Below are 24,492 nucleotides of genomic sequence, written 5' to 3' on the forward strand. Positions count from 1 at the left end.
ATGGAAATATTGATGTGTGTAGCCGTTGGCATTCTGTTTGCGGTTGCCGTCTTTTTAATCTTGTCGCGGAGCCTGCTCCGTATCGTACTTGGCATGTCCATACTAACCCATGGCGTGCATCTGCTCTTGATCACCATGTCACGTCTCAAAACCGGGGCACCACCACTGCTTGGGGAGATGGCTGAACGTTATGTCGATCCTCTTCCTCAGGCTTTGATACTCACTTCGATTGTTATTAATTTCGGACTCACTGCGTTCTTCTTTGTTCTCTCCTATCGTTCTTATCTGAAGCTGAGAACAGACGATATGGAAGAAGTAAGGGGGCGCCCATATGAATAATCTCGTCGTTCTGCCGATTCTGTTGCCTTTGATTACAGGTGTTCTGGCTCTGCTATTTTTCCGAAAAATAAATATCCAGCGGATCATTAGTGTCATTGGACTTTTGTTTACAGCAGCGGTCTCAACGATACTCATTACGCGGGTAGCTCAGACTGGAGTTCTAACACTTAATATGGGTGGATGGGCACCTCCCTATGGTATTGTGCTTGTTGCGGACATGGTATCGGCGCTACTTGTCGTCGCTGCTTCCATCATTGCACTGGCATGTCTGCTGTATGCGTTCCGCAGTGTGAACAAGGAGCGGGAAGAGCACCACTTCTATCCGTTCTTTCATTTTCTGATCGCGGGCGTTAACGGTTCATTCCTAACCGGAGATTTGTTCAACTTATTTGTTTGCTTTGAACTGATGCTGATCTCTTCCTACGCACTGATCGTATTGGGAGGTACGGAAAGACAGCTTCGGGAAACGATCAAATATGTCTTGATTAACATCGTTTCTTCAGCTCTTTTTGTCGCTTCCATCGGCTTCCTCTACTCTATTACTGGCACACTGAACATGGCAGACTTGTCTGTAAAAATTGCTGAAGTGGGACAGAGCGGGGTCATTACCTTAATTGCCGTTCTCTTTCTGATCGTATTTAGCATCAAGGCCGGGCTGTTCCTGTTCTTCTGGCTGTCGGGCTCTTATGCGGCACCACCTGCTGTTGTCACTGCATTGTTCGCAGGATTGCTTACCAAGGTTGGCTTGTACGCGATTGTGCGAACATTCACACTGATCTTCTATCATGATCCGGATTTCTTCCATGCACTAATCGGATGGATGGCTGGAGCAACGATGGTCCTGGGTGTCATCGGTGCGATCTCATACCGCGATGTAAACAAGATTCTCATCTACAACGTGGTTGCAGGTGTGGGGTTTGTAGCTTTTGGTATGGCCGCGGCCAGTCGCCCTGCACTGGAAGGTCTGCTCTTCTATATGCTGCATGATATGTTGATCAAAACATTGCTCTTCCTGCTCGGCGGTGCCTTGATCGCTGTTGCCGGAACATCCAAACTCGACAACATGGGCGGGCTGATCCATCGTTATCCGCTGCTCGGCTGGATGTTCTTCATTAGCGCACTTGCCTTGGCAGGTTTGCCGCCATTTAGTGGTTTTCCGGGGAAGTTACTTCTCTTTGAAGGCGGCTTGCAGGCAGGCTTGTATGGTCTGACCGGCATTGCGGTGCTTTCGAGCTTGTTGATGTTATATTCGGTACTGCGCATCTTCATACAAGCGTTCTGGGGCGAACCACCTGCCGGGGTTATAAGACGCCCTTACGCGGTGAACGGCCTGCTGATTCCAGCCGGAATTCTGTTTGTATTCATCATCGTAATGGGTGTGGGGGCTGAAGGCATGTTTCAATTGACCTCCCGCGCAGGCGATATTCTACTGCATCCCAATATTTATATTGATGCCGTATTGAAGGAGTAGATGTCTATGGCCTTTCAGATTGTACTGAATCTTATCATTGCTTTTGTATGGATGTTTCTGAACAACGCCTGGAATGGTGTTGGTTTTCTCATAGGTTACCTGCTCGGACTGCTTCTCATCGGGGGGATGCGCAGATTCTTCCCCCAGCGGTTCTATATTGTGCGAGTCTGGGCCATCTTCAAACTGATTACACTGCTGTTCAAGGAACTGGTGCGAGCCAGCATTGAGGTTATACGCCAGATTATCAAGCCAAAGTTAGATATAAGGCCCGGTATTTTTACGTATAAAACTCAATTGTCCTCGGATTGGGAAGTTACTCTGCTCTGCTTACTCATCTCATTGACACCAGGTTCTCTGCCGCTTGAGATCTCGGGTAATCAACGCAAACTGTTTATTCACGCACTGGATATCAAGGATGAACAGAAAATGAGAGATGATATCCAAAATACATTTGAAAAAGCAATTATGGAGGTGACGCGTTAATGTTATCCTCACTGTTGTTCATCTCATTGCTCATTCTCTCCTTAGCCATTCTGGGTTGCTTGTACAGGGTGCTTCGGGGACCATCCATGGCTGATCGGATCACGGCACTGGATACGATCGGTATCAATGTGATTTCCATCGTTGCCGTTCTGTCGATGATGCTGCAAACCCAAGCCTATCTGGATATTATCTTGCTGATTGGCATTTTGGCCTTTTTAAGTACAGTGGCATTTGCACGTTATATTGAACGGGGGGCGGTATTCAAAAATGATGGAGATCGTTAAAGTAGCCGCTGAAACAGCTATAGGTCTACTCGTACTGCTCGGTGCACTACTCAGTGCACTCAGTGCATTCGGACTTATTCGTCTGCCTGATGTATATCTACGTGCCCATGCCGCAACCAAAAGTATGACTCTTGGTGTGTTCTGTGTATTAAGCGCTACATTTTTCTTCTTTTGGTACTTCGATAACTATATCAGTGCCCGCTTATTGTTAGGTATCCTGTTTGTCTTCATCACGGCTCCGGTCGCCGGACATCTGAACGGACGGGCCGCCTATCGCACAGATGTACCACTGTGGGAGCAGAGCGTGCAAGATGAATTGGAACCCTTGTTAAAAGGGAAAAAAGTAAACCATGAAGCCAAGGATATGATGGAGTAATCCCCAGCCTAGGCATAACGAATACCCCCGAGGATCAGCCGCCCGTTTCGCGGGTTGTTCCCGGGGGTATTTTTTTATTTTGATACACAAATCATATCAACCACTGATTATGCAGACTGATTAAGTAGTAAAGTCAGAATCCATTCAGTCCCTGTCTTCTAAGATCCGCAGCCACAATACGTGCAAGCTCCGCAGCCCCTTGACGATTCGGATGCAGACTATCCCCTGTCATATATAGAGCAAGTGTTGCCGCAGGACCAATGGACGTGAAATAGGCAGAACTTAACTTATTCAGTTCAACAAGGGTAACTCCCTCTTCCTGAGCGAGTGCACGTGTGGATTGATTGTACCAGCGGTTCTCCGCTTGATGTACGTTGGCTGTATTAAAGTCTGTTGCCCGGCCCTGAGGCGTGGAGAGGATAACCGTTGCTCCTTTGTTCTTCGCCTGACGTACCATATCCCGCATAATCTCCTTGAACTGCGCCTCCGTTGTATTGTTCTTGGCATTGGTATCGTTAATTCCGAATTGCAAAATAAAATAATCTCCCGGCTTGATATACTTCAGAATTGCTTCCATCTGACCATCATCGCGGAAACCTCTCGCAAATTGACCACTTGACGCCATATTTCGAACCTGGAAGGTGGAATTGTTCACATAGGACGGAAACAGCTGTCCCCAACCTCCTTGTACACTGCTACCCAGCGGATAGTAATTACAAACTGTTGAATCACCACCAATGTAGATTGTGCGGTTGGTAACGGTCTGATTGGATAACTTTCGGATTTCGAGTGCACTAAGTGTGAAGGCGGTGCCTGTCTTTCCTTCCGTAACCAGCAGGTTTAATTGCCCGTCAGTCACCGGAATTTGAAATTGGTCCGTTGCCCCGTTGCCTGTCATATTGATGATCTGGTAGACACCTTCTGCAGCCACGCTGGATCTGGAAGTATTACCCAGGATCACTTTAACTTCATATAGGCCATTGGACAGATTCACATTGAAGGTATTGTTGCTCTTGGTACCAAAAGTTAAAAACTGCACAGCGTCACTCTTAACCCCGCTTCCTGCGGCAGACACATTCCTCATCTGTGCAGGTGTGTTGAAGCCATAACCTTTCGTAGGCGTATAAGCATCTCCTGCGGACACGCCTGTGTAACCGCTCTCAACAGCACCCGAACCAAAATCAAATCTGTAATTGTCCGTTGCCGCTTCGGCGACTTGCCCTTCACTGCTTCCCAAACCGATGCCCATTGTACTCGCAAACAGAACAAAACAGAGCAGAAGCTTTACCGATATTGGCCATTTCATCACGAATTCTCCTCTCGAATCAGAATTATATTGGTGCACGATCCACAGCTTCACAGAACTTGATCAAGCCAGTCATAAGCCTTCGCTCCGCTAATCTCATGTCCACCTGTAAAGAAATCCGCATCCAGTGATTCTGATGCTCCCGCCTGCTCATATATGTGTGTCAAACGGGCATACGCCTCTCTCGCTGCATGGATTGGGAACACCTGATCATCACTTCCGGCTTCAATAAAAAGTGGCCTAGGCACAATCAGGCCGATGAGATCCGGCAACTCCGCTTCACGCAGGATACCTGGCACATAGTTGTCCAGACAATGGTTCCGATCCAGTATGCTGCCCTGGAATGTACTTGCATAACCACTTACTACAGTTGCCCGGAACCGTTCATCCAACGCGGCTGTAAATGCGGTCACCAGCCCACCGCCCGAGATACCCATGCTTCCAATTCGCTCCGAATCCACTTCTGGCCGGGTCGATACATAATCCAATACACGTGTTGTTTCATACACCCTATGACCGGCGAGGGTCTTCCCCACCATGAGCAGATGTGCAGCAATCTTCGTACAGGAACTTGCCCCTGGTGGCGCATCGCGGTCCTCTTCCAATCTTCGATCACCAAATCCGAGCAACTCTGGAGCCGCAACCACATATCCACGCTTCACAAGAGCTACTGCAAAGTCCTTGTGTAATCCGGGCTCGCTTGTCCGTAGTGACCCATCCGGTTCCATACCCGAGATCTCTCGGCTACCGTAGCCATGCCCATGACAAGCAACGATAGCAGGTCTCTTGTTTTCGGTAATGCTTCCATCACCCGGAATTAATAAATATACAGGCATGCGAAGTCCTGCATAGGTCGTGATTTCAATCCGCTCCCGAATATATCCGTCACATGTAATGCGCTCCAGTAAGATTGGATTCAGTGCGGCCGCCATCGTGGGGAAACCGCCCAGCCGTTCTTTCACGCGAGTACGTAGCTGATTGCGCCATAACTCAAGGGGTTGATCTGCATGATACGCGGAACGACCACGAAGATTCGTTTGTTGTTGTAGATAGGCTTCAATATCAGACATGGGCCTGTGTCCCTCCTGTTTTTCGTAGGATAACGTAGATAAAAGACTGTTATATGGAATTAATCCCATCCATTATAGAACATCTAGGTCACCCATGAATTGAACATGTTTGCCTGTTTTGAATGGAATCATACGATTTCTAGCCAAAAAAAGGATATCTCCAACCTGAAGACAGGTTACGGAAATACCCTTCATTTCATCTGACCTGGCAGCCACCAGTTCCACCTGCCCATTAATTTCATCAATGCAGGTACCAGTATTAGACGGATTAATGTAACGTCAATCAACACCGCTGCCGTGATTCCGACCCCTAACTGCCTCACACCTGCGACTTCAGCAATGGCAAACGGCACGGTCACCGCAAGCAGAATTGCCGCTGCGGAGGTAACCAGCCGGCCTGTAGAAGCCAATCCCTGTTGGACAGCCACATCACTGTCTCCGGTTCGTCTATACACTTCCTGAATACGGCTCAGCATAAACACACCATAATCCATGGATATGCCAAACACCAATCCTGCAATGAATACAGGAATCATAATGGCAATGGCTGACGGCTCCATACCTAGATGTCCTTCATTGAACACCCACACCAATATGCCAAATGAAGCGGCTAAGCTGAGCAGATTCATCAGAATTGCCTTGATTGGAATGAGCATCGATCGGAATGCCGCCAGTAACACAAGATAATTGGTGACCACTACAAATACCAGCACTTTGGGCAGTTGACTTGTGACTTCCTGCATTATTTCATACTGCTTGGCAGCTTCCCCACCATAACGTAGTTTTACATTGTTGGAGCCTGGTGCATGATCGCTATTCCTCATTCGTTCCAGCCAGTCTGCAACCTGTTCCGAACCAGGCTCCCCGTGCACAGTGGCTATCAATCGTATGGAATGATCAGAGACCGTTGAACGCAACCATGCCGTCCTTGTTGACTCCTTGCCTTCTATGGAAGGAATGAGCTCCTTCGGTGGAATTCGAATAAGGCTTTGCGAGGCATTTTGATTCGGCTGTAATAGGCCCCATGGTGAAACAATGCTCAATACGTCTGAGTCCTGCAGTAGTTGACAGGCTTTGTTGTAGGCTAACTGCCAGTGATTGGCAGTCAACAGTTCCTGTTGTCCGCCAATCACGATCTCGATAGCGGAAGTATTCTTTTGCCCCAGATCATGTTGCAACTGCTCTGCTGCCTGGCGGGACTCCATTCTCTCTGGCAGTGAAGAAGCATCCGGGACGGACAGTTCCAGCCGAGTCACTGGATAAACACACAGGAGCAGCACAACCGTACCTCCAATGGCCATACGGACTGGTCGTTTCATGACCCTTGCTGACCATCTATGCCAGACCGAGCGTCTGGGTAACAAATAGACTGACTTTCGCCTGAATACCCGATCCGCAGACAGTGACAGCAGAGCTGGCAGCAGCGTAACATTTAACAGTAGCGATAGGAGCAGAACAATAATGGCCCCCAAGGAGACACTTAGAAACATCGGCAGTCTGATCCAGAGCAGACCCAGCAGACCAAGGAGCACGCAAGCTGCCGAGAACAACACTGCTCTGCCTGCTGTACGTAATGTTCGCTGAAGAATCTCGCTCCGCAAAACCTCGCTCTGCATATCCAGGCTGCTGCCCGTAACGTTAGCTTCGCCTTTATCTTCGTAGACCCGCTGAAGTTCTTCCCTGTACCTGCTCAGGATGATCAGGGCAAAGTCTATACTCAGTGCCATGCCCACCATGGGAATCACATTAATGATAAAGTTGGACAATTCCAGATGATAACCAAGGAGTGACGTGACTCCCATAGCAGTAATCACAGCACTGATCCCCATCATGACAGCAATCAACGCGGCATGTAGCCCCCTGAATGCAAAACACAAAACGATCAGGGCAATCGGCAGTCCCACCATCTCTGCCCGTTCCAGATCACGGAAGCTCAGATGATTGACATCCTGCTGGACGACTGCCTTTCCCGTCAATTGCACCGTACCTGGACCCTCTGTTGCCAGCACGGCGCGCAACTGCTCCAGTGGGGGACCCATCTGATGCGCGGGCACATCCATTTTCACAAAGGCATAAGCCCTTTGGTCTTGCAGCGTCACTCTTTCGCTAACATCCAGAGGGGACGTGATAGAGGTTACCGCAGGCAACACTTGAACCTGTGTCAAACGATCCTTGATCCACTGCCGGAACTGTAACGGCGAGGTATTTTCCTTTTTCTCAAAAACCAGAATAACCGGATCAGCAGGAGATCCGAATTCGTCCTCCAGAACAAGTTCAACCGCTTGTGCATCCCCGTGAACCCGTTTTAATCCGTGATCCTGAACAATGTCAGGTAACTTCCACGCCCAGACCGCTGACATCCCGATGATAAATACCCAGCAGAGAATAATGAACCGCGGATATCGGCTGATGAAGGCAGCAAGTCTGCGATAACCCATACCTAAGCTCCTCTGCGATCAGATTAGTCATTCGATTATATTCATCGGTATTGGATGCCATGATTCACAGGTATTCTGTTCGCTATGGGGGCAGGGATGTATGTAAAAGGAAGTAACTCTGCCGTCAGTCCCGGGCCAAAGGCCAGCGCTATCCCACTGGAATGCTCTTCCTTCTGTCTGTAATCCTCACGGATGGCTTGAAGAACAAAAAGAATCGTCACGGACGACAGGTTGCCATAATCCCGCAGGATGTTTCGGCTGTAGGAGACCTGCTCATCTGTCAACTGATACAGCTTCTGAACGGCATCCACGATGCCTCTGCCTCCCGGATGGATCGCCCATATTTCCGGTAAACCGCTCCCCTCCAGCAACCGTTCTACCTCTGGACCGAGATGCAAACCAAGCAGCTTCGGAATCTGTGGTGACAGGTAGAGATCAAAGCCTGTATTGCCCACTTCCCAGATCATTTCTTCTGCACAATCCGGGAGCAGCGTTGAGTGCCCACGACCTAATCGAAAACATTCATTGCGGTCTGTTCCGGACGCACCAATAACACAGGCAGAGGCACCGTCTCCGAAAAACGATGCGGCATAAAGGTCGTCCCGTTTGGCAGATGGCTGAAAGTGAAGTGTGCATAGTTCCACACACACGATGAGAACTGTAGCCTTCTGATCTGTCGTTACAATGGAATTCGCCAGTTGGATCGCCTTCAGACCGGCTGCACATCCTTGAAACACCAGTGGAATCCGGTTGATCTGCGGTGAAAGTTCAAGCTGCTGGATCAGCCGAACATCAAGTCCAGGCAGGAATTGCCCCGTGCAACTCACCGTAATGAGATGTGTAATTTCGGAGGAGGATACGTCTGCATCCTGAAGGGCCTGTCCGGCCGCCTCCAGACCAAGTGGAACAGCAGCAGCTTTGTATTTGCCCATACGCTCGGATGTAGTCGGAACCTCCTCCGCACTGGTAAAGGGTAAATATCGGCAAGAATCAACAGGCTCAAGCAGATTCGGTTCACACGTATACCGAGTCTCCACACCGCACTGATTAAAGATTCGTTTGGCCCACCTTCTCGCATCTGGCTCATGTTCCAGCGCTTGCGCGAGACGGGCAGACACATCCTTTTGCTCAATACGGTGGGCAGGCCACGCCGTTCCTATTCCCATAATACTTGACCCAGTAGTTGCCTCAAGCTGGTTCATCGGCTTAACCTCCTATATCGTACGTGTTCAAAAGTAGGCTTTTTAAACAACCTATATATAAAATAGGTTCATATGACATATGTGCAGGATATAGTACAAGTCTATTCACTCCCTGTCCTGTTTATGTTCATATTAACAAGCAAAGGCGGACAACATATGCGAGTTTCGCACGTGCTGTCCGCCTTTGCTACCGGATTAAACCCGTTCCTATATTACATATTCGATCTGTCAGAACTATTCAGGTCGAATCACCGTGAATCTCTCCCCAAGCTTGGCATAATCATTACCCGCCAGTCGGCTGACTGGTTTCAAATGATCCATCAGGATATAGCCCTTGTCCGGATTGTAGACTTGTTCGCTGAAATGATACTGAACAATGCGTACCAGCAGCAGGTCACTCACCGGTTTGCCCTCATCATTCGTGATGGGAATGTGCTGATACAGCTCACACTCCATCCGAATGAGTGCTTCCTGAATTCCTGGCACAGCAACCTTGGTACTTGGCACTGTAGTAAGTTTTGTCCGCTCAAGCTCACTTTCGTGGGGTTCCAGTATGGCAGCTGTCTCATTCACTTCTGTTATGATTGCTTCATCACAGATATGCACAACCAGTTCTTGATGAGCAAGCACATTACGTGCAGTATCTTTCATGATACCGTCTTTACGTGCAATGGATATGGATAACAGCGGTGGGTCCGAACTAACCACATTAAAGAAACTAAAAGGCGCTGCATTAATTACACCATTCTCATCTGAAAGTGTCGTCACAAAAGCAATTGGACGTGGCACCACCGAACCACTCATCAGTTTATAGTTGTCTCTTCCCGTTATTTCACGTGGATCCAATGTATACATATGTAAATATCCCCTTCCATGCTCGTGAAGCAAATGACAACTCTACTTCATGATACGACAATGATCCTGCTTCTTTATTATATATCGTAAAATGCTGAATTAACAAAAAAACTCCCTGGTGCCCATTGCACCAAGGAGTTTGAACATGCCATTTCGTATTGGCTATTTCTTATTTAACGATGCTGTTCTGGATGTCTTCCATAATTTGAAGATTCGCTTGAACTCCACTATACAGCCAGCTGCTGGAACGGGTAAATTCGAACAAATTACCATTTTTCACAGCCGGGATGCTTTGCCATACCGGATCTTTCAGTGCTTCTGACCCTGTACCTTCATCACTATTCACAAAGAACAAGTAGTCTACATCCATTTCAGCCAATTTCTCCATTGAGATGGAAGACCAGTTACCTGTCGCATTGGCAGAGATTTCTTTTACAACTTCAGGCTCTACAAGTCCAAGTTCTTTGTACATCACTTCTCCACTCGATACATTGTCACTTACGATGAAAAACTTGCCGCTAACCAACCAAATGGCCGCTGCCGATTTCGTTCCACCTGTAACGTTGTTGATTTTTTCCTTGATTTCTGTAGCTTTAACTTCGTAATCATCCAGCGCTTTTTGTGCTTCGGCACTCTTATTCAAAATTTCACCGATTTTCAGCTGCGTTTTGCGCCAGTCGCTATTAATCTCATCGCCGAGTACGAAAGTCGGTGCAATCTTACTGTACTGTTCGTATTTCTCACCTTCAACCACACTTTCGGAACCGATAATAATCAGATCCGGGTTAAAACTTGTTACCGCTTCGAAAGGCAGATCGAAGGCAATCGTTGGAATACCATTCAGATCTTTTTGTAGATATTCCTGAATTCCGTTGGCTACAGACCATTGGGCAACTGGCTTAACACCAAGTGTTACCAGATTGTCTTCCAGATAAGAAGCGATGATGCGCTCCGGATTTGCGGGAATTGTTACTTCGTGTCCCATTGCATCTGTTAATGTGCGCTCTGTAGCGGCTTCTGTTTGTGTCTCTGTCTCCGTTGTTGTATCGCTCTCTCCTGCTGCTCCGTTCTCTGCAGGCTTCGCTCCACACGCGGCCAACCAGATGGACATAACCATCACCGTAATTAGAAGCATGATCATCTTTCTATTATTCTTAAGCAATTTGTTAACCCCTCTCATTCCATTATGGAAACCTTATTCGGCGTTATTGTCACAGATATCAACGTTCAAAAATATTGACACTATTATTGATACATATAATATCCGTATGTACATTTGTCCGATTCCATTGACAATGATAATTGTTATCAGTTCAGTTGTCAATTCGATTTTGCTCTGCGCTATAAAGTTGAACTAAGGATTATTTACACTGACACTACGATGATAGAACAACCTTCCAATCGCTGTTATCTCCAGATTTTTTCAATTCCCCTTTCTCTAAGGGAAAATCCGGTGATAAATGCGAGCGCTTCGCTTTTTCAGGTTTTTTCTATCTTCTCCGTTTGGTGTAAATGATTAGTTCAACTATATAGATCATATAAAATCTTCTTGACGGCATTCACCTATAGGCGGATGCCGCCATATGCTAAATGCAGAATACGACGACAGGAAGGATGTTCTGTACATGTATTACGAATATAACCCTTATCTAAGTTATGGAGAAGACCGTTCCTTTCAATTGCCTCCACTGTTCCCAGGAGGTGGCGGTGGCGGCACACCGGGTGGTCCGACGTTTCCTGGTATACCTGGCGGTCAAAGCTCCTATCCTCTATACATTCCAGGCGGAGGACCCGGTCCATATATCCCTGGAGGCATTCCAGGTACAATCCCGGGTACAGCACCGGGCGTACCTGCGCAGCTGACTCAAGGCAATCTGCCCACCCTGCTTAGTGCCTATCCTCGTCCGGTAGGTCAGCCTCCGGCAGAAATGCTTTTTCTGTATAACCTGATCAAAAGCAGCCCGGGTCTGCTTCCGCTCTTCCTCCAGCAACAGCCGCAAAGCCTCACTCAAGCTGTGCAATTTGCACAGACTGGTGCAGCGGCACCACGAGATAACGAAGAACGTGTGCTGCCCAACTTTTGTTACAACCGATGGTCCCTTGTCTTCACATACAATGATGTCTACCTGATGTGGCCTGCAATTAATTTGTTTGGTTTTGTGGTGGGGTACTTTTATCCATTCCTCACGCCAGGTATACTGTCCAATACACAGATTTTATTTGCACTCTGTTAAACCTGTCCTTACCTACAGCAAGAGCCCCACTTGGAAGCATGATTCCTTCCAAATGAGGCTTTTTTTCGGTCTTTTAACCCAAAGTCACTTTACGCTATTAAGTCTCCATAAACGCAAGGTGTGCAGAATCAGTACATTTAACTCAACACTTGATCGTTCTGGCGCTTCCTGCCTCTACTGACCATTAGGAAGTAAATCACCAAGGCACCGAGATCAGCACACGCAATAACGATTCCCATTGGCACAGCTGTGCCTTCTCCCCCGAGACCTACGAGGGGAGCAACAATACCACCGAACAGGAACGTCATCACTCCAATAAGCGCAGACGCACTGCCAGCCGATTTCTCCTGATTGGCCATCGCCAAAGCGAAGGACGCGGTATTGACCAACCCAACACTGGATACCACCAAAAATAGCGGAATCAGTACAGAGATTAGATTACCTCCAGCCAGAATGGCGATGAGCAGTGAAGTTCCTCCGAGCGCCGCGGTTAGCAGCCCCGCGATTAACAGCCGGGTTTCAGATACCTTACCTGCAAGTCTGCCGGCAACCTGACTGGCCAAAATAATACCAAGCCCGTTTATGGCAAAGCAAACACTAAACATTTGCGGGGATACCCCGTATATTTTCTGAAGCACAAACGGTGAACCGGATATGTAGGCAAACATGCCAGCCGCTACGAAACCCTGGGTCAACGCATAACCCATAAACTGACGATCCCCTGCGATTTGGCGAAACGTAATTAATGTCTGCTTCAATCCCCCGCTTGATCTGCGATTGGAAGGCAATGTCTCTCCAAGACCGAAAATGACAGCCAACAGTGTCAGTATTCCGATGAGGCTAAGCAGAATAAATACGCCGCGCCACGACGTATACGTCAACAATTGTCCACCAATGATTGGTGCAGCAATCGGGGCTACGCCGTTAATCAGCATTAACAGAGAAAAGAAACGTGTCAGTTCCGGGCCCGAATATACGTCTCTGACGATCGCGCGCGAGATGACAATCCCTGCCGCTCCAGCTACACCCTGAATGAATCGCAGCACAACAAAAGAGCCCATCGTAGGGCTGACCAGGCAAAGTATGGAGGCGATAGTATAGAGCACAAGCCCTGCAATGAGCGGTGTTCGCCGACCACGTACATCACTTAGAGGTCCGGCAAGCAACTGTCCAACCGCAAGTCCAATCATACACGCCGTCAGACTAAGTTGAGCATACGAAGTAGATGAGCCAAACTCATCAGCCAGCGTGGGCAATGCGGGTAAATACATATCCAGGGACAACGGCCCAAAGGCCGACAGTGTCCCCAGAATTAAAGCCATCCGTACACGAGATGTGGAGTTTGTGTTCAATGAAGCTGTTGTACTTTTCATCAAATACTACTCCCCGCTACCCAGCAGCTTGAGCAGGTTGGACGGCAGTGTGAACTGTTGATTGTTAATAATAATACGGCGCAGTTCTTCTTCATCCCGCTCGTTCTCGGCGTCCTTGATCTCCTGAATTTCACGGTGAAGTCGTTCCATCTGTTGATCCAGTGCATTTGCCGAATCTGCCGCACTCTTTAACTCTCTCGTCAAATGCTCGGGAACATCCTTATTGTATTTATAAAAAATCTTATGCTCCAGACTCGCCCAGAAATCCATCGCGATTGTACGGATCTGGATCTCCACACATGCTCGTTCTTCACCATTGGACATGTACACAGGCACTTCCACCAGAAGGTGAAGGCTTTGGTAACCGTTTGGCTTTGGATTCTCGATGTAGTCTTTGACCTCCAGTACACGCAGATCACTCTGGTTGCACAGCATATCCTTAATGCGATAGATATCCGAGATAAAAGAACATGTAATCCGTACCCCGGCGATATCCTTGATATTTTGCTTGATGCTCTCAAATGTTAACTCATGATTCTTGCGGAACATCTTGTTCATAATGCTCTCAGGTGATTTCAGTCTGGACTTTGTATGCTCAATTGGACTGTAATCATGCAAAGACTGGAATTCTTCCTTCAGGACTTCAATCTTGGTCTCCATTTGATCCAGAGCAAATTTATAGATCATCATAAATCTGGTAATTTCATATTTGAATTTCTTGAATTGATCGATTGGATGTGGAGCGTTCATCATAGCTTTCTCCCTTTCTTTCTGCACACTAAAATTAGTTTTATAAAAATGAGGACAGCGGTCAATGCATATGCCTCCTGAACCATTATAAATCATATGGAGCCAATAAACGAATTTCTTACATTTGGGCTGGCGATTCAGCCTGGAAGGTATGGGAACTTATTTTACGTACATCCTATAGAAATATCCCTGTCATTTGGCCCGCAATTATTAATAAAAGAGGTGGATTTTCCTGCTCTATCAAGTGACGTATTCATCCGATACACTTCGGGTTAAAGCTTATTTATACCTGCCACAAGGTTGTTCATCACCTGATATCACGACATATGCTCATCCCGGCTCTGTCTCCTCTGCCTGTCCGGAATTCGCTTCCATACATACATCTCTACATCTGCAACCACTCGCCAGCCACTACCCTTCTACAACAATGCATGATACGGATAACATACCGGAACAGTGGCCTGTGCTGATCTATTGTCGCGGCGGACTTGGCAGCTATGGCGGGGTAAATACTGTTTGGCTTGAGCAATTTGTACATAAAGGTTATATCGTGTTCGCCCCATCCTATCGTGGCAACGAAGGAGGTGAAGGTCGTGACGAGTATGGCGGAAGAGATGCCGAAGATGTGCATGCCGCTTATCGGTTGATGCAGCGTTTACCTTTTGTCGACCCGACTCGGATATCGTTAATGGGGTTCTCCCGTGGAGCCATTAATGCGGTACATACAGCAACTGCCTATAATGATGGGCCAGACAAAGTACATAAGTTAGTCCTATGGAGCGGTGTCGCCGATGTGGAACGCACGTATCATGAACGAACCGACCTGAGACGTACATTGAAAAGGGTGCTCGGTGGTTCCCCCCGTACGGTTCCGGAAGCATATCTTGCCCGTTCCCCTTTGTCGAATGCAAACAAACTATCCTGCCCCGTGCTGATCATGCACGGCACATCGGATACGCAGGTGAATTACAGTCATGGCACCCGGATGTACCACTGGCTGAAGCGCCGGGGCGCTAACGTTACGTTTCACGCCTATGGCGGGCAGGATCATCATTTTCACCAGAGAATACATGAGTCAGCGGTGAATAATATGTTTGACTGGCTTGCGGCGCCGTAGTCCTGAGCCATGAATATCATTTTGAAGAATCATGCGATATGGCTGTATACTGGAGGGGCTACGTTTTTTTGAAAGGACGGATAGGATGAATCAAAGCACCCTCCAAAAATACGCCATGCTGCTTCTCTGTATGTCTGCCGGAATGGTGGACCTGATCGGATATCTGGGACTGGGGCATGTGCTCACAGCCAATATGACGGGAAATATTGTACTGCTCGGTATTGCCATCGCCCGTGCTCAGGAATTTGTCGTGCTGCGGTCATTGCTTGCCCTCATCGGTTTTATTGCCGGCAATGCCATTGCAGCACATATGGTTGGACCTGTGCAGACCAAAAATGGCTGGTCTTCCAGGGTCACAGCCGTGTTCACTGTTGAAAGCATATTGCTGCTGCTGTTCGCGATCGCCATGATTAGTCCATTTTCAGAACAACTGTCCTATCTGTTAATTGTCATCCTAGCCGTTGCAATGGGGATGCAAACAACTGCGGCACGCCGCATTGGAATTGCTGGCATCTCAACAACCGTGCTCACCAATAATTTGGCCGCTGTGGTTGAAGATACCGTAAGCATCCTCAAAAAGCTGCGACATGCCAATATCCGATCGTTAGCCAAAGCCTTGTCCACAGACGCCTACCTTCGTGCAGGTGCTGTTGTCATCTATTTGATCGGCGTCATTGCAGCCGCATTGTTATTCCACCGTGTGCCCATAATTGCAGTCTGGATTCCTGTCCTGATCATTGGCGGCGTAACCCTATACGCCAGATTACATGCATGGGGAACATCACAACAAAGCGAAAGTTAATAGTTGAAGAAGTAACCTGTCCATGTTCAAGTGGCTGTTCAAAAGTCCACTTTAGGATACTGAAAACTGGTCTTTTTGAACATGGACTTTAAGTTATTTTAAGTACAATCACGCTATTTATTTCATCAAAGCAGCTTCTTGGCGGATAAGCTTGACCAGATGCTGTGCAGCAGGCGATAATACCTCCCCGGCTCGTGTACATACGGCAACCGTATTTCTCAGCTGTACACCTCGAACAAATACACGTGCCAGCCTGCCTTGCTGCACATCTTCGTTCACAACCAAAGAAGATATAAAGTTGGCCCCATAACCTGCCTTCACCGCACTGATCGTTTCGTTCAGCCCGTTGAACTGAAGCGCAATGCGGGGAGCGGCCAGGTTATTTGTTGTGCAAAGGGAAACGAGTCTCTCACGCGTGGCACTGCCTTCTTCGCGCATGATGAACGGTTCTGCCATCATCTCATGCAGCTCGATTTCTTTTCCCGCATACGGATGGTCAGGGTGCACAACAAACCACATCTCATCGTCAAATAATTCATCCCATTGGACACCTGCATGTGTAATGCCACTTCCACCATACACTGCAATCTCTGCCTCATAACGAAGTAATTGGTCAAATGCCATCCGGGTGTTGGTTGTGCTCACAACAATCTCCACATCCTCGTGCATTTGCTTAAACCGCGCAATCCAGCCCGGCAACAGAAAGTTCGAAGGCAAGTAGGTTGCCGTAAGACGGATCAGTCCTTTCTTGCCCTCCCGAAAATCCTGCACAAAATTCTCGACATCCTGCTCCAGCATGAACAGACGCTCCGCATAACCTGTTAACTGTATCCCGGCATCCGTAAGCACCAGTCTTCTTCCCTCCGAAACAAAAAGCTGGATTCCCAATTCACGTTCAAATTTCTTTACCTGAGAAGATACCGCAGGCTGACTAATATTTAGTTCCTCTGCGGCACGAGTGACCCCGCCATATCTCACGATGGCATGAAATAATCGTAATCCATGCAGATTCATGTTTACACCTCTTCCACGTCAAATACATAATCTAAAGTTATATTATCATACATAATATATATTTTATTTATATATCCACTCCATTTATAGTTGAAATAAGAAATCCAATACAAGGAACAAGGAAAGGAACATATGAAGATGAAAAATATAAATACGACCAACCTACAGCATACCTGGACTCAAGTTGACGACTACATGAATGATTTGCTGATTCCATCAGATTCCCTGCTTGAACATACACTAAAAAGCAATGCCGAAGCTGGACTTCCTGCTCATGACGTAACACCAAATCAAGGAAAGTTACTTCAGCTCATACTGCAAATCCAAGACGCATCCCGTGTACTTGAAATCGGCACATTGGGTGGATACAGTACCATCTGGATGGCAAGAGCGCTGCCTGAACACGGACGCATCGTCTCACTGGAATCGGAATCACACCATGCAGACTTGGCCCGAGCCAATCTCACACGAGCAGGACTGATGCACAAGGTTGACCTGAGAGTTGGTCCTGCCCTGACCACCCTTCCCGATGTTCAGGAAGAATACAGGGAACCGTTTGATATGATCTTCATCGATGCTGACAAACCGAGTAATCCCGATTATCTGAGATGGGCCCTGCGACTGACTCGGCCGGGGAGTCTTATTATTGGTGATAATATCGTCAGGGACGGTGAAGTGATCCGCACAGACAGCACAGACCCCAGAGTTCAAGGCGTTCGATCATTCCTGCAGTTGATCGCGGATCACCCTCGGCTTGAAGCTACAGCACTGCAAACGGTCGGTAGCAAAGGTTACGATGGATTCGTCATTGCTCGTGTGATTGATGCCCCTGAACCAAAATAAACAGTGGTCAATTCTTCCGCAAATTCCCCTTTCCTGTTAAACTGGAATCACTGCACAGGCAGACTGGGGGGAACCACTTGAGAGTTTTACAACATATTAATGATGAAATTCGCGGCTGGTCCCGCAATATTCAACTGTTTTTCCTGGCTAGCATTCTGTATCAGATCGGAAATGGCATGTTCTCTGTCTTGTACAATCTGTACATTCAGGGTCTGGGCTATAATGATACAATGAACGGCCAGATTGTAAGTATTCAATCACTCGCAACAGCCATTATGTTTGTTCCTATCGGTCTATGCGGTGATCTGTTCAGCCGCAAGCGGCTGCTCATTACCGGGGCGTTATTCAGCGGAATCTTTCTGATCGGACGCTCCTTCGATTATTCGGCTACAGGACTGATCTGGTTCGCGGTATTTTCTGGCCTTTTCGCTGGGGTATTCCAAGTACTGGCCATTCCTTATCTGGCGGAAAACGTCAAGAAAAGCCAACGGCTGAAGATGTTCAGTTATTATTCATCCCTTGTGCTCGCTTCCCAGGTTCTTGGTAGCCTGGGTGGCGGTGTATTCGCAGATTTGTTACATACGGCAGGACTCGCCAAAGTGACAGGATTGCAGACGGTTTTATTTGTCGGTGGTGCAGCAACACTGGCTGCGTTTATTCCACTGTTATTTGTAACCGAAGGCAAGGCTGCTCCGCAGACAACAATTCCGGCGCAACCCGTTCTTCAACCCAATGCGGATCTAAAAGAAAATTCAACGAATACCCCAAGCACGGTGGATTCGATCACGAAGAAAAAAGATTCCCGACTGATTGGTCAGTTTATAGTGACTCAGTTGTTAATTGGATTAGGTTCCGGACTGGTTGTACCGTATCTGAATCTGTATTTCACCAATCGATTCTCGGTTTCTCTGAGCGGCATGAGCTTACTAATTGCACTTGGTCAGATTATGACGATTGTATCCATGCTGATTGGTCCTACCCTGGCGGCAAAGGTCGGAAGCGTAAGAGCCGTTGTCATTTTCCAGGTCATGTCGCTGCCCTTCCTTCTATTAACAGGCTTCACCAATCTGTTGTTCATCGCTTCGCTCAGTTTCTTATTCAGACAAGCATTGATGAACGCAGCCAATCCCATTCATTCAGCCATACTGGTGGATCGGATCTCTGACAAACGCCGTGGCATTGCCAATTCACTGATGCAGACCTCGTTCATGATTGGTTGGGCGACCATGGGACCTGTTCAATCCTATCTGGTCACCACGTACGGAACGTATTGGGGTTATGCGATCACATTCAGCATCACAGGCTGTCTATACGTTATTTCATCACTGATGTACTTTGTAATGTTCAGAGAACCCAAACCTTCCGCTACGGCTCTCGCAGGATCTTAATGAGTTGAACAGCAGCAGCCTGGTTGTTCCGCAGATAACGCAACGTATCTCATCATCAGGAGTGATCACACATGAACATGAATATTTCATTAAACCTGAATGCATACCTGAGTCTCATACCACCTCATTCAACCGGTAGGCTAAACGGATGGAATTGATGCGCAAGCTTGGTTCCCACGTTGTCTTTCGGTTTTTTCTTAGTCTGGGTGTCTCTGTTCTTGGCGGATTGCTATTCACAATTATTCATACACCGATCCCGTGGTTGCTCGGGCCAATGGTATTTATGCTGCTCGGCTCCCAAGTCGCCAAATGGCCGCTCATGTGGCCTGCCTCCATTCGGGACTATGGCATTTTGATTGTTGGTTATTCGATTGGACTCACCTTAACAGAAGAGGCATTACACGGCATTTTGCAACAACTTCCCATGATGTTGCTGATGACCTTGCTCTTAATCGGGTTGTGTGTGATTACGGCTTACATCGCTTCAAAGGTAACCGACTTTGATTTCCCCTCCCTGCTGGTTGGCAGTATTCCAGGAGGACTATCCCAGATGGTGTCCCTCGCAGAAGAGATGAAATCCATCAACTTGACGCTGGTTACGTTTTTGCAGGTGACTCGGCTGATCATGATTGTCTTCTGTGTTCCGTTCCTGCTGTTCAGTCCGTGGATTGGAGGTATCGCAGGTGGCGGTTTGGATCATCCGTTCATTGACGTAGCGACGTGGGGTTCCCTTTTCCCCGAGATTCTTGTCTATGCTCCGCTCTGTGTAGCGGGTGCATGGGTTGCACGCAAACTCCGATTTCCGACGGCCTTTATGCTGGGCCCCATGATTGTCATGTGTGTCGTTCAATTAAGCACAACGATGCACACGCCCAGTCTGCCAACCTCCCTCTTAAACGTATCGCAATTGATGATTGGCAGTCATGTTGGACTGATGCTCAAGCCAGAACAGTTGCAACGTAAGACACAGACGGTGACCCTAGCCGTGATTAGCAGTGTACTTCTCATTGCTGGTGCGCTTGGATTGAGTTATCTGTTAATGAATGTATTCTCCCTCTCGGCGGCTACCTCACTACTCAGTATGGCCCCTGGCGGAATGGATCAGATGAGTATCATGGCACATGAAGTGAATGCCGATCTTTCGGTTGTATCCGGGTACCAATTATTTCGCATCCTGTTTATTTTCTTCATCGTCTCTTCCGTACTGAAGATGATTCTTGTACATATGTTGAAAGAAAAGAAAGTTAAGCCCTCACTTCAATGATCATATTCCTAGCTGATCCCATGACAAAGAGAGTATCCATTTGATGTCACATCCTGCGGATACTCTCTTTTATTTGTACAGACTCATCTTCAGCATTTGGCCTCAGTCAATTTTAAGCATAATGACTACTTATGAATAAATTCGGTTGTACATCCAGCCTACAATGCCCACCGTAACCACTGTTGCCCCAATAATAAATGCATAATAGCCAATCTTACTTTTGGACTCCGAAGTCTGATGGTCATAATAATCCGAGTTACGTCGGTAAAACCCCATCCATAACTCTCCGATCATATTCACAACAACCAATACAAAACGTTTAACAAGCCCCATTGTATTCGCGTCTCCTCTCTCTGATCGACCTTCTTCCCTATTAAGTATAATTATCCCAATTCATTAAAACAACCTACTCATATTACCTTCGGTGCAGTTTCTTGCTCCAACCAGGTTAGAATATCAAATGCTTCCTGATCGGTGCTACCACACATCTCTTCCTCAGCTTGCAATCCACTGCATACCGCAGGACGATCTTTTTGGCCAAAAATTCCGCAGCGATTATCATCCGTAAGCTGCACACAACGTACACCTGCCGGCTTGCCATGAGCCATGCCCGGTATCGGTGATGATATGGAAATCGCGATACAACATGCGGCACAGCCTGTCCTGCATTCCATACATATACCCTCCTAATTTTAATACTTATAGTACTGACAATACGTGTTCAAAAAGACCGGTTTTCAATACCAAGAAGATGGGATGAAGCTAGAACCTCTTAATTATGAGCGATTTATCCAGGTCCAGGTTCGAGCCAGCCCCTGAGCAATTCTCCGATTCATACTTCGATTGGAGAAATACCCCCCATGACTTAGCGGATTCCAACTCATAGCCACGCCGCCAGAGTTCACTTCAATATCTTCTTTAACCGCTTTCTCATAAGCAGGATCAATGGGGCGTAACGGATAACCCAGAATATCATCCCGATCGTAGAAGTTCACCCACTCCCCTTCCAGCCCGGCATAATACTGATTCACATGGGAAGAGGGCACCTGAATTGGGCAACTAAAGTCATGGTAACGCAAGCTCCATAAGGGCAGGGTTGTACCAAACGAGTAAAAATTGGTCAGCGTGTCGCCCCGCTCCAGAGCCGAGTTCACATCCACAACCTCAGGAACACGACTGGACGGATATTGCAGATCGTAGAAGAAGTTACTGGCGATTACGGCACCCAAACTATGGGCAACCACACAGAGCGGAGCTTCCGGTCCATTACGCTGTGCAAGAGTATGCATCGCCTGATTCAACGTTCGATGTACGGCATCATAGTTATGGCCTTGATTTTCCACCGGTTGATAAGCAACCGCATCAGCCAGGTAATGGATGACAAATCGGCGCAACGCCTGAAAGTTCAATCCCGGAGAGCTGACGAGCTGTTGAAAGAGCGCCTCTTCCCGCTCCTCAAATACATCCGCCCAATATACAGGTTCGATATCCAGCATCTGTTTGGAAGCGCCAGGCAAGACCATCACCTTGTCCAATTCCTTATGCAAACAAGCAATCAGCTTGTCCGCGTACCCATCCTTCCGCATACCCAGCCCATGAATGACCATCACCGCAATACGTGTCATGGCTCTCCTCCTCATCGATCTAGGAACTCTTTCTCCACCATATGAACGCCACGACTCGAACATGCCTGAAGCTTGCTTTGTCAGAAGAACCTTTCCAACCACCATTATTTTAAAAATGTGATTCTTCCATTTTATATACAGTTTACCATGATCGTCATGAAAATAACGATCATACAGCAAAAAGGAGCTGCACATCACGCAGCCCCTTCTTGTTGTTGTATTCAATTAACCTTTCAGATGAACCTTCAACACACCATTTTGATTAGATGTAACATCACCTGTCGTGACTTCCACCCGTTCAACCATATCCTGACCATCTGGAATGATAATCGGTGTAATCAGCGGGTATCCCGCATCTTCAATTACCTTACGATCAAACTCCAACAGCTTTTGTCCAGCCTTTACATGCTCGCCAGCTTCCACATGCATGTTGAAGCCTTCACCTTTGAGGGATACTGTATTAATCCCGACATGAATCAGAACTTGTAATCCACTCGCGTGTTCAAGAATCACCGCATGTTTACTTTTGATCACATGAGCTACCTGAGCATCAAACGGGGCAACAACCAGGTTGCCGGAAGGTTCAATCGCTACACCTTCACCCATCTGTTTCTCGGCAAAAGCCGGATCAGGTACTTGCTCCAGTGATACGGCCTGGCCTGTTAATGGCGCCATGATTTCCAGTGTATTCACTGCTTCGTCCCCTACTTGAGCTGCACTACGTGTGCGCTGGTTTGGATCTGTTTTTGCAGTTGAAGAGGTAACACCCGAAGCAGACTGCGATGTAGCCGCTTTAGGCTCATTAACAGTTTCATTGCTTGCACTCCGATCTTCTTTTCTCAGTTTGGCTCTGCCAAAAAGGACGGTCAGTACAAAGGGTACAATCAGGACAATCGCCATGCCGATGAAGAAGACACCCCATTTGTTAGGGAAAATCGACAGGAATCCCGGTACGCCACCTACACCGATGGAGGTTGCCTGAACATTATTCATCGTCAGCAGCACACCACCAATTGCGGAACCGACCATACCAAAGATAAACGGATAACGGTAACGGATGTTAACACCAAAGATCGCCGGCTCGGTTACCCCGAGGAAGGCCGACACCGAGGACGTTGCCGCAAGTCCTCTCATTTTCTTCTCACGTAGGACAAGCATCATCGCAAGTGCCGCCGAACCTTGTGCGATGTTGGACAATGCCAGCATCGGCCACAGGAACGTACCGCCCTGACTACCAATGAGCTGAACATCGACCGCGAGGAACGTGTGATGCATACCGGTGATAACAAGCAAAGCGTATAGACCACCGTAGATCAGACCACCCAGCGCCGCGTATGAATCGTAAACATAGATCAAGCCGGAAGTAATTGCATTCGCAATGGCAAATGTAACTGGTCCAATGATCGTGAAGGCCAGGAATCCGGTAATCAGCAACGTGACCGGTGCAACGACCAGCAGTTTAATTGAATCATGTACCCTTTTGTTCAGGAAAATCTCCATCTTCGCAAGCAGATACGCCGATACCAGTACCGGTAGAACCTGCCCTTGATAACCGATCTTCTCAATCTCCCAACCAAACAGATTCCATGTTGGCACCGTGCCATTATTCACAGCATCAGCGTAACCATATGCACTCAGCAGATCGGGATGTACCAGAATGAGACCAAGCACGATCCCGAGCAGCGGACTGCCGCCGAACCTTTTTACAGCTGCCCAACCAATTAGAGCCGGCAGGAACGTGAAGGCTGTACTTGCGATCGTATTAATAATGGACGCAAGATCCTTCCAGGCTGGATAAACATCCACCAGTGATTTTCCATCAAAGAAAATGCCTGGGCCTGTCAGAATATTGTTAATCCCGAGCAAAAGACCTGCCGTAATGATTGCAGGCAAGATCGGAATGAAAATATCCGAGAGTGTTTTAATCGCTCGCTGGATTGGATTTTGCTTTTTACCAGCAACCGCCTTCACATCATCCTTGGAAGAACGATCTCCCCCGGTAATCTGAATCATCTCATCATAGACTTTATCTACCAGACCAGGCCCAATAACGACCTGGAATTGTCCTTGGGAAGAGAATTGTCCTTTAACCAGATCATTCTGATCCAGACTTTCAGTATCCACTTTACTCTCATCGTACAAGGCAAACCGGAGTCGTGTAACACAGTGTGTAGCAGCTTCAATATTCTCTTTGCCACCGACTGCCCGGACGATCTCCTCAACCTGTTTTTTATCGATTGCCATAGTGTCACTTCCTA

24 protein-coding genes are annotated in these 24,492 nt (G+C 47.6%); 11 read left to right on the forward strand and 13 right to left on the reverse strand.

The genetic code is table 11. The features are described 5' to 3' along the window. Genes QF041_RS07695 through mnhG form a run of 5 tightly spaced genes read left to right on the forward strand, consistent with a single transcriptional unit; the run spans nt 1 to nt 2,953 of the window. A complete protein-coding gene (locus tag QF041_RS07695; protein ID WP_036608715.1) occupies nt 1–339 on the forward strand; it encodes a Na(+)/H(+) antiporter subunit C in 339 nt (112 codons plus the stop codon). Continuing rightward, on the forward strand, nt 332–1,810 hold the full coding sequence (locus QF041_RS07700) for a Na+/H+ antiporter subunit D (RefSeq protein WP_307413316.1): 1,479 nt from the start codon (nt 332–334) through the stop codon (nt 1,808–1,810). The genes QF041_RS07695 and QF041_RS07700 overlap by 8 nt, the downstream gene beginning before the upstream one ends. 6 nt (nt 1,811–1,816) lie before the next feature. After that, nucleotides 1,817–2,293, forward strand: coding sequence for a Na+/H+ antiporter subunit E (locus QF041_RS07705; RefSeq protein WP_036608718.1), 477 nt, complete (start codon nt 1,817–1,819; stop codon nt 2,291–2,293). Beyond that, a complete protein-coding gene (locus QF041_RS07710) occupies nt 2,293–2,577 on the forward strand; it encodes a Na(+)/H(+) antiporter subunit F1 (protein ID WP_307413318.1) in 285 nt (94 codons plus the stop codon). Before QF041_RS07705 ends, QF041_RS07710 begins: the two co-directional genes overlap by 1 nt. Further along, entirely contained in the window at nt 2,561–2,953 is a 393-nt protein-coding gene (gene mnhG / locus QF041_RS07715; protein WP_307413320.1) for a monovalent cation/H(+) antiporter subunit G, read from the forward strand. The genes QF041_RS07710 and mnhG overlap by 17 nt, the downstream gene beginning before the upstream one ends. A 133-nt stretch (nt 2,954–3,086) precedes the next feature. Here the strand turns inward: mnhG and QF041_RS07720 are convergent, their stop codons facing one another. The 6 genes from QF041_RS07720 to QF041_RS07745 all read right to left on the reverse strand — a co-directional run bounded on the left by QF041_RS07720 (nt 3,087) and on the right by QF041_RS07745 (nt 10,986). After that, complete coding sequence (locus QF041_RS07720) at nt 3,087–4,202, reverse strand: rhamnogalacturonan acetylesterase (RefSeq protein WP_307416923.1); 1,116 nt, start codon at nt 4,200–4,202, stop codon at nt 3,087–3,089. A 107-nt stretch (nt 4,203–4,309) separates the two neighbouring features. Continuing rightward, the gene (locus QF041_RS07725) at nt 4,310–5,329 is read right to left on the reverse strand and encodes a dienelactone hydrolase family protein (RefSeq protein ID WP_307413323.1); all 1,020 of its coding nucleotides are present in this window, start codon (nt 5,327–5,329) and stop codon (nt 4,310–4,312) included. 191 nt (nt 5,330–5,520) lie between these two features. Beyond that, entirely contained in the window at nt 5,521–7,767 is a 2,247-nt protein-coding gene (locus tag QF041_RS07730) for an MMPL family transporter (RefSeq protein WP_307413325.1), read from the reverse strand. Between the two features lie 41 nt (nt 7,768–7,808). Continuing rightward, the gene (locus QF041_RS07735) at nt 7,809–8,969 is read right to left on the reverse strand and encodes a type III polyketide synthase (RefSeq protein ID WP_307413327.1); all 1,161 of its coding nucleotides are present in this window, start codon (nt 8,967–8,969) and stop codon (nt 7,809–7,811) included. A gap of 234 nt (nt 8,970–9,203) precedes the next feature. Continuing rightward, the gene (locus tag QF041_RS07740; protein WP_076217035.1) at nt 9,204–9,824 is read right to left on the reverse strand and encodes a flavin reductase family protein; all 621 of its coding nucleotides are present in this window, start codon (nt 9,822–9,824) and stop codon (nt 9,204–9,206) included. Between the two features lie 169 nt (nt 9,825–9,993). Then, nucleotides 9,994–10,986 (reverse strand): iron-hydroxamate ABC transporter substrate-binding protein, encoded by a 993-nt coding sequence (locus tag QF041_RS07745; RefSeq protein ID WP_307413330.1) that lies wholly within the window; start codon nt 10,984–10,986, stop codon nt 9,994–9,996. 463 nt (nt 10,987–11,449) lie between these two features. Between QF041_RS07745 and QF041_RS07750 the strand changes: the two genes are divergently transcribed. Continuing rightward, nucleotides 11,450–12,058 (forward strand): hypothetical protein, encoded by a 609-nt coding sequence (locus tag QF041_RS07750; protein WP_307413332.1) that lies wholly within the window; start codon nt 11,450–11,452, stop codon nt 12,056–12,058. A 137-nt stretch (nt 12,059–12,195) separates the two neighbouring features. Here QF041_RS07750 and QF041_RS07755 read toward each other — a convergent pair whose 3' ends face one another. Both QF041_RS07755 and QF041_RS07760 read right to left on the reverse strand, forming a co-directional pair. Next, nucleotides 12,196–13,431, reverse strand: a complete 1,236-nt coding sequence (locus QF041_RS07755; RefSeq protein ID WP_307413334.1) for a multidrug effflux MFS transporter — start codon at nt 13,429–13,431, stop codon at nt 12,196–12,198. 6 nt (nt 13,432–13,437) lie between these two features. After that, entirely contained in the window at nt 13,438–14,181 is a 744-nt protein-coding gene (locus tag QF041_RS07760; protein WP_062834047.1) for a GTP pyrophosphokinase, read from the reverse strand. 244 nt (nt 14,182–14,425) lie between these two features. Here QF041_RS07760 and QF041_RS07765 point away from each other — a divergent pair, with 244 nt between their 5' ends. Both QF041_RS07765 and QF041_RS07770 read left to right on the forward strand, forming a co-directional pair. Further along, nucleotides 14,426–15,298: an alpha/beta hydrolase family protein gene (locus tag QF041_RS07765; protein WP_307413336.1), complete on the forward strand. Its 873-nt coding sequence runs from the start codon at nt 14,426–14,428 to the stop codon at nt 15,296–15,298. A gap of 85 nt (nt 15,299–15,383) precedes the next feature. Further along, a complete protein-coding gene (locus QF041_RS07770; RefSeq protein WP_307413338.1) occupies nt 15,384–16,100 on the forward strand; it encodes a YoaK family protein in 717 nt (238 codons plus the stop codon). A 117-nt stretch (nt 16,101–16,217) separates the two neighbouring features. Here QF041_RS07770 and QF041_RS07775 read toward each other — a convergent pair whose 3' ends face one another. Then, the gene (locus tag QF041_RS07775) at nt 16,218–17,114 is read right to left on the reverse strand and encodes a LysR family transcriptional regulator (protein WP_036608744.1); all 897 of its coding nucleotides are present in this window, start codon (nt 17,112–17,114) and stop codon (nt 16,218–16,220) included. Between the two features lie 132 nt (nt 17,115–17,246). Here QF041_RS07775 and QF041_RS07780 point away from each other — a divergent pair, with 132 nt between their 5' ends. The 3 genes from QF041_RS07780 to QF041_RS07790 all read left to right on the forward strand — a co-directional run bounded on the left by QF041_RS07780 (nt 17,247) and on the right by QF041_RS07790 (nt 20,609). After that, a complete protein-coding gene (locus QF041_RS07780) occupies nt 17,247–17,957 on the forward strand; it encodes an O-methyltransferase (RefSeq protein WP_307413340.1) in 711 nt (236 codons plus the stop codon). Nucleotides 17,958–18,034: 77 nt separating this feature from the next. Continuing rightward, nucleotides 18,035–19,345: an MFS transporter gene (locus QF041_RS07785; RefSeq protein WP_307413342.1), complete on the forward strand. Its 1,311-nt coding sequence runs from the start codon at nt 18,035–18,037 to the stop codon at nt 19,343–19,345. 148 nt (nt 19,346–19,493) lie between these two features. Next, nucleotides 19,494–20,609 carry an AbrB family transcriptional regulator gene (locus QF041_RS07790; RefSeq protein WP_307413343.1) on the forward strand — a complete coding sequence of 372 codons (1,116 nt, stop codon included), beginning with the start codon at nt 19,494–19,496 and terminating at the stop codon, nt 20,607–20,609. Nucleotides 20,610–20,738: 129 nt separating this feature from the next. On the opposite strand, the gene QF041_RS07795 is transcribed toward QF041_RS07790, so the two are convergent. From QF041_RS07795 to treP, 4 genes are all read right to left on the reverse strand, one after another. Next, a complete protein-coding gene (locus QF041_RS07795; protein ID WP_017688872.1) occupies nt 20,739–20,942 on the reverse strand; it encodes a hypothetical protein in 204 nt (67 codons plus the stop codon). 77 nt (nt 20,943–21,019) lie between these two features. Beyond that, nucleotides 21,020–21,283 (reverse strand): YkgJ family cysteine cluster protein, encoded by a 264-nt coding sequence (locus QF041_RS07800; RefSeq protein WP_017688873.1) that lies wholly within the window; start codon nt 21,281–21,283, stop codon nt 21,020–21,022. Nucleotides 21,284–21,385: 102 nt separating this feature from the next. After that, on the reverse strand, nt 21,386–22,234 hold the full coding sequence (locus QF041_RS07805) for a chemotaxis protein (RefSeq protein WP_076249579.1): 849 nt from the start codon (nt 22,232–22,234) through the stop codon (nt 21,386–21,388). 225 nt (nt 22,235–22,459) lie between these two features. Beyond that, a complete protein-coding gene (gene treP, locus QF041_RS07810; RefSeq protein ID WP_307413347.1) occupies nt 22,460–24,478 on the reverse strand; it encodes a PTS system trehalose-specific EIIBC component in 2,019 nt (672 codons plus the stop codon). Nucleotides 24,479–24,492: the final 14 nt, after the last annotated feature.

The organism is Paenibacillus sp. W2I17 (assembly GCF_030815985.1).
In the GTDB taxonomy this organism is placed as follows: domain Bacteria; phylum Bacillota; class Bacilli; order Paenibacillales; family Paenibacillaceae; genus Paenibacillus.

Coding starts and splice junctions, on each gene's coding strand:
- QF041_RS07695 (WP_036608715.1), top strand. CDS start 1: ATGGAAATATTGATGTGTGTAGCCGTTGGCATTCTGTTTGCGGTTGCC.
- QF041_RS07700 (WP_307413316.1), top strand. CDS start 332: ATGAATAATCTCGTCGTTCTGCCGATTCTGTTGCCTTTGATTACAGGT.
- QF041_RS07705 (WP_036608718.1), top strand. CDS start 1,817: ATGGCCTTTCAGATTGTACTGAATCTTATCATTGCTTTTGTATGGATG.
- QF041_RS07710 (WP_307413318.1), top strand. CDS start 2,293: ATGTTATCCTCACTGTTGTTCATCTCATTGCTCATTCTCTCCTTAGCC.
- mnhG (WP_307413320.1), top strand. CDS start 2,561: ATGATGGAGATCGTTAAAGTAGCCGCTGAAACAGCTATAGGTCTACTC.
- QF041_RS07720 (WP_307416923.1), bottom strand. CDS start 4,202: ATGGGCATCGGTTTGGGAAGCAGTGAAGGGCAAGTCGCCGAAGCGGCA.
- QF041_RS07725 (WP_307413323.1), bottom strand. CDS start 5,329: ATGTCTGATATTGAAGCCTATCTACAACAACAAACGAATCTTCGTGGT.
- QF041_RS07730 (WP_307413325.1), bottom strand. CDS start 7,767: ATGGGTTATCGCAGACTTGCTGCCTTCATCAGCCGATATCCGCGGTTC.
- QF041_RS07735 (WP_307413327.1), bottom strand. CDS start 8,969: ATGAACCAGCTTGAGGCAACTACTGGGTCAAGTATTATGGGAATAGGA.
- QF041_RS07740 (WP_076217035.1), bottom strand. CDS start 9,824: ATGTATACATTGGATCCACGTGAAATAACGGGAAGAGACAACTATAAA.
- QF041_RS07750 (WP_307413332.1), top strand. CDS start 11,450: ATGTATTACGAATATAACCCTTATCTAAGTTATGGAGAAGACCGTTCC.
- QF041_RS07755 (WP_307413334.1), bottom strand. CDS start 13,431: ATGAAAAGTACAACAGCTTCATTGAACACAAACTCCACATCTCGTGTA.
- QF041_RS07760 (WP_062834047.1), bottom strand. CDS start 14,181: ATGAACGCTCCACATCCAATCGATCAATTCAAGAAATTCAAATATGAA.
- QF041_RS07770 (WP_307413338.1), top strand. CDS start 15,384: ATGAATCAAAGCACCCTCCAAAAATACGCCATGCTGCTTCTCTGTATG.
- QF041_RS07775 (WP_036608744.1), bottom strand. CDS start 17,114: ATGAATCTGCATGGATTACGATTATTTCATGCCATCGTGAGATATGGC.
- QF041_RS07780 (WP_307413340.1), top strand. CDS start 17,247: ATGAAGATGAAAAATATAAATACGACCAACCTACAGCATACCTGGACT.
- QF041_RS07790 (WP_307413343.1), top strand. CDS start 19,494: ATGGAATTGATGCGCAAGCTTGGTTCCCACGTTGTCTTTCGGTTTTTT.
- QF041_RS07795 (WP_017688872.1), bottom strand. CDS start 20,942: ATGGGGCTTGTTAAACGTTTTGTATTGGTTGTTGTGAATATGATCGGA.
- QF041_RS07800 (WP_017688873.1), bottom strand. CDS start 21,283: ATGGAATGCAGGACAGGCTGTGCCGCATGTTGTATCGCGATTTCCATA.
- QF041_RS07805 (WP_076249579.1), bottom strand. CDS start 22,234: ATGACACGTATTGCGGTGATGGTCATTCATGGGCTGGGTATGCGGAAG.
- treP (WP_307413347.1), bottom strand. CDS start 24,478: ATGGCAATCGATAAAAAACAGGTTGAGGAGATCGTCCGGGCAGTCGGT.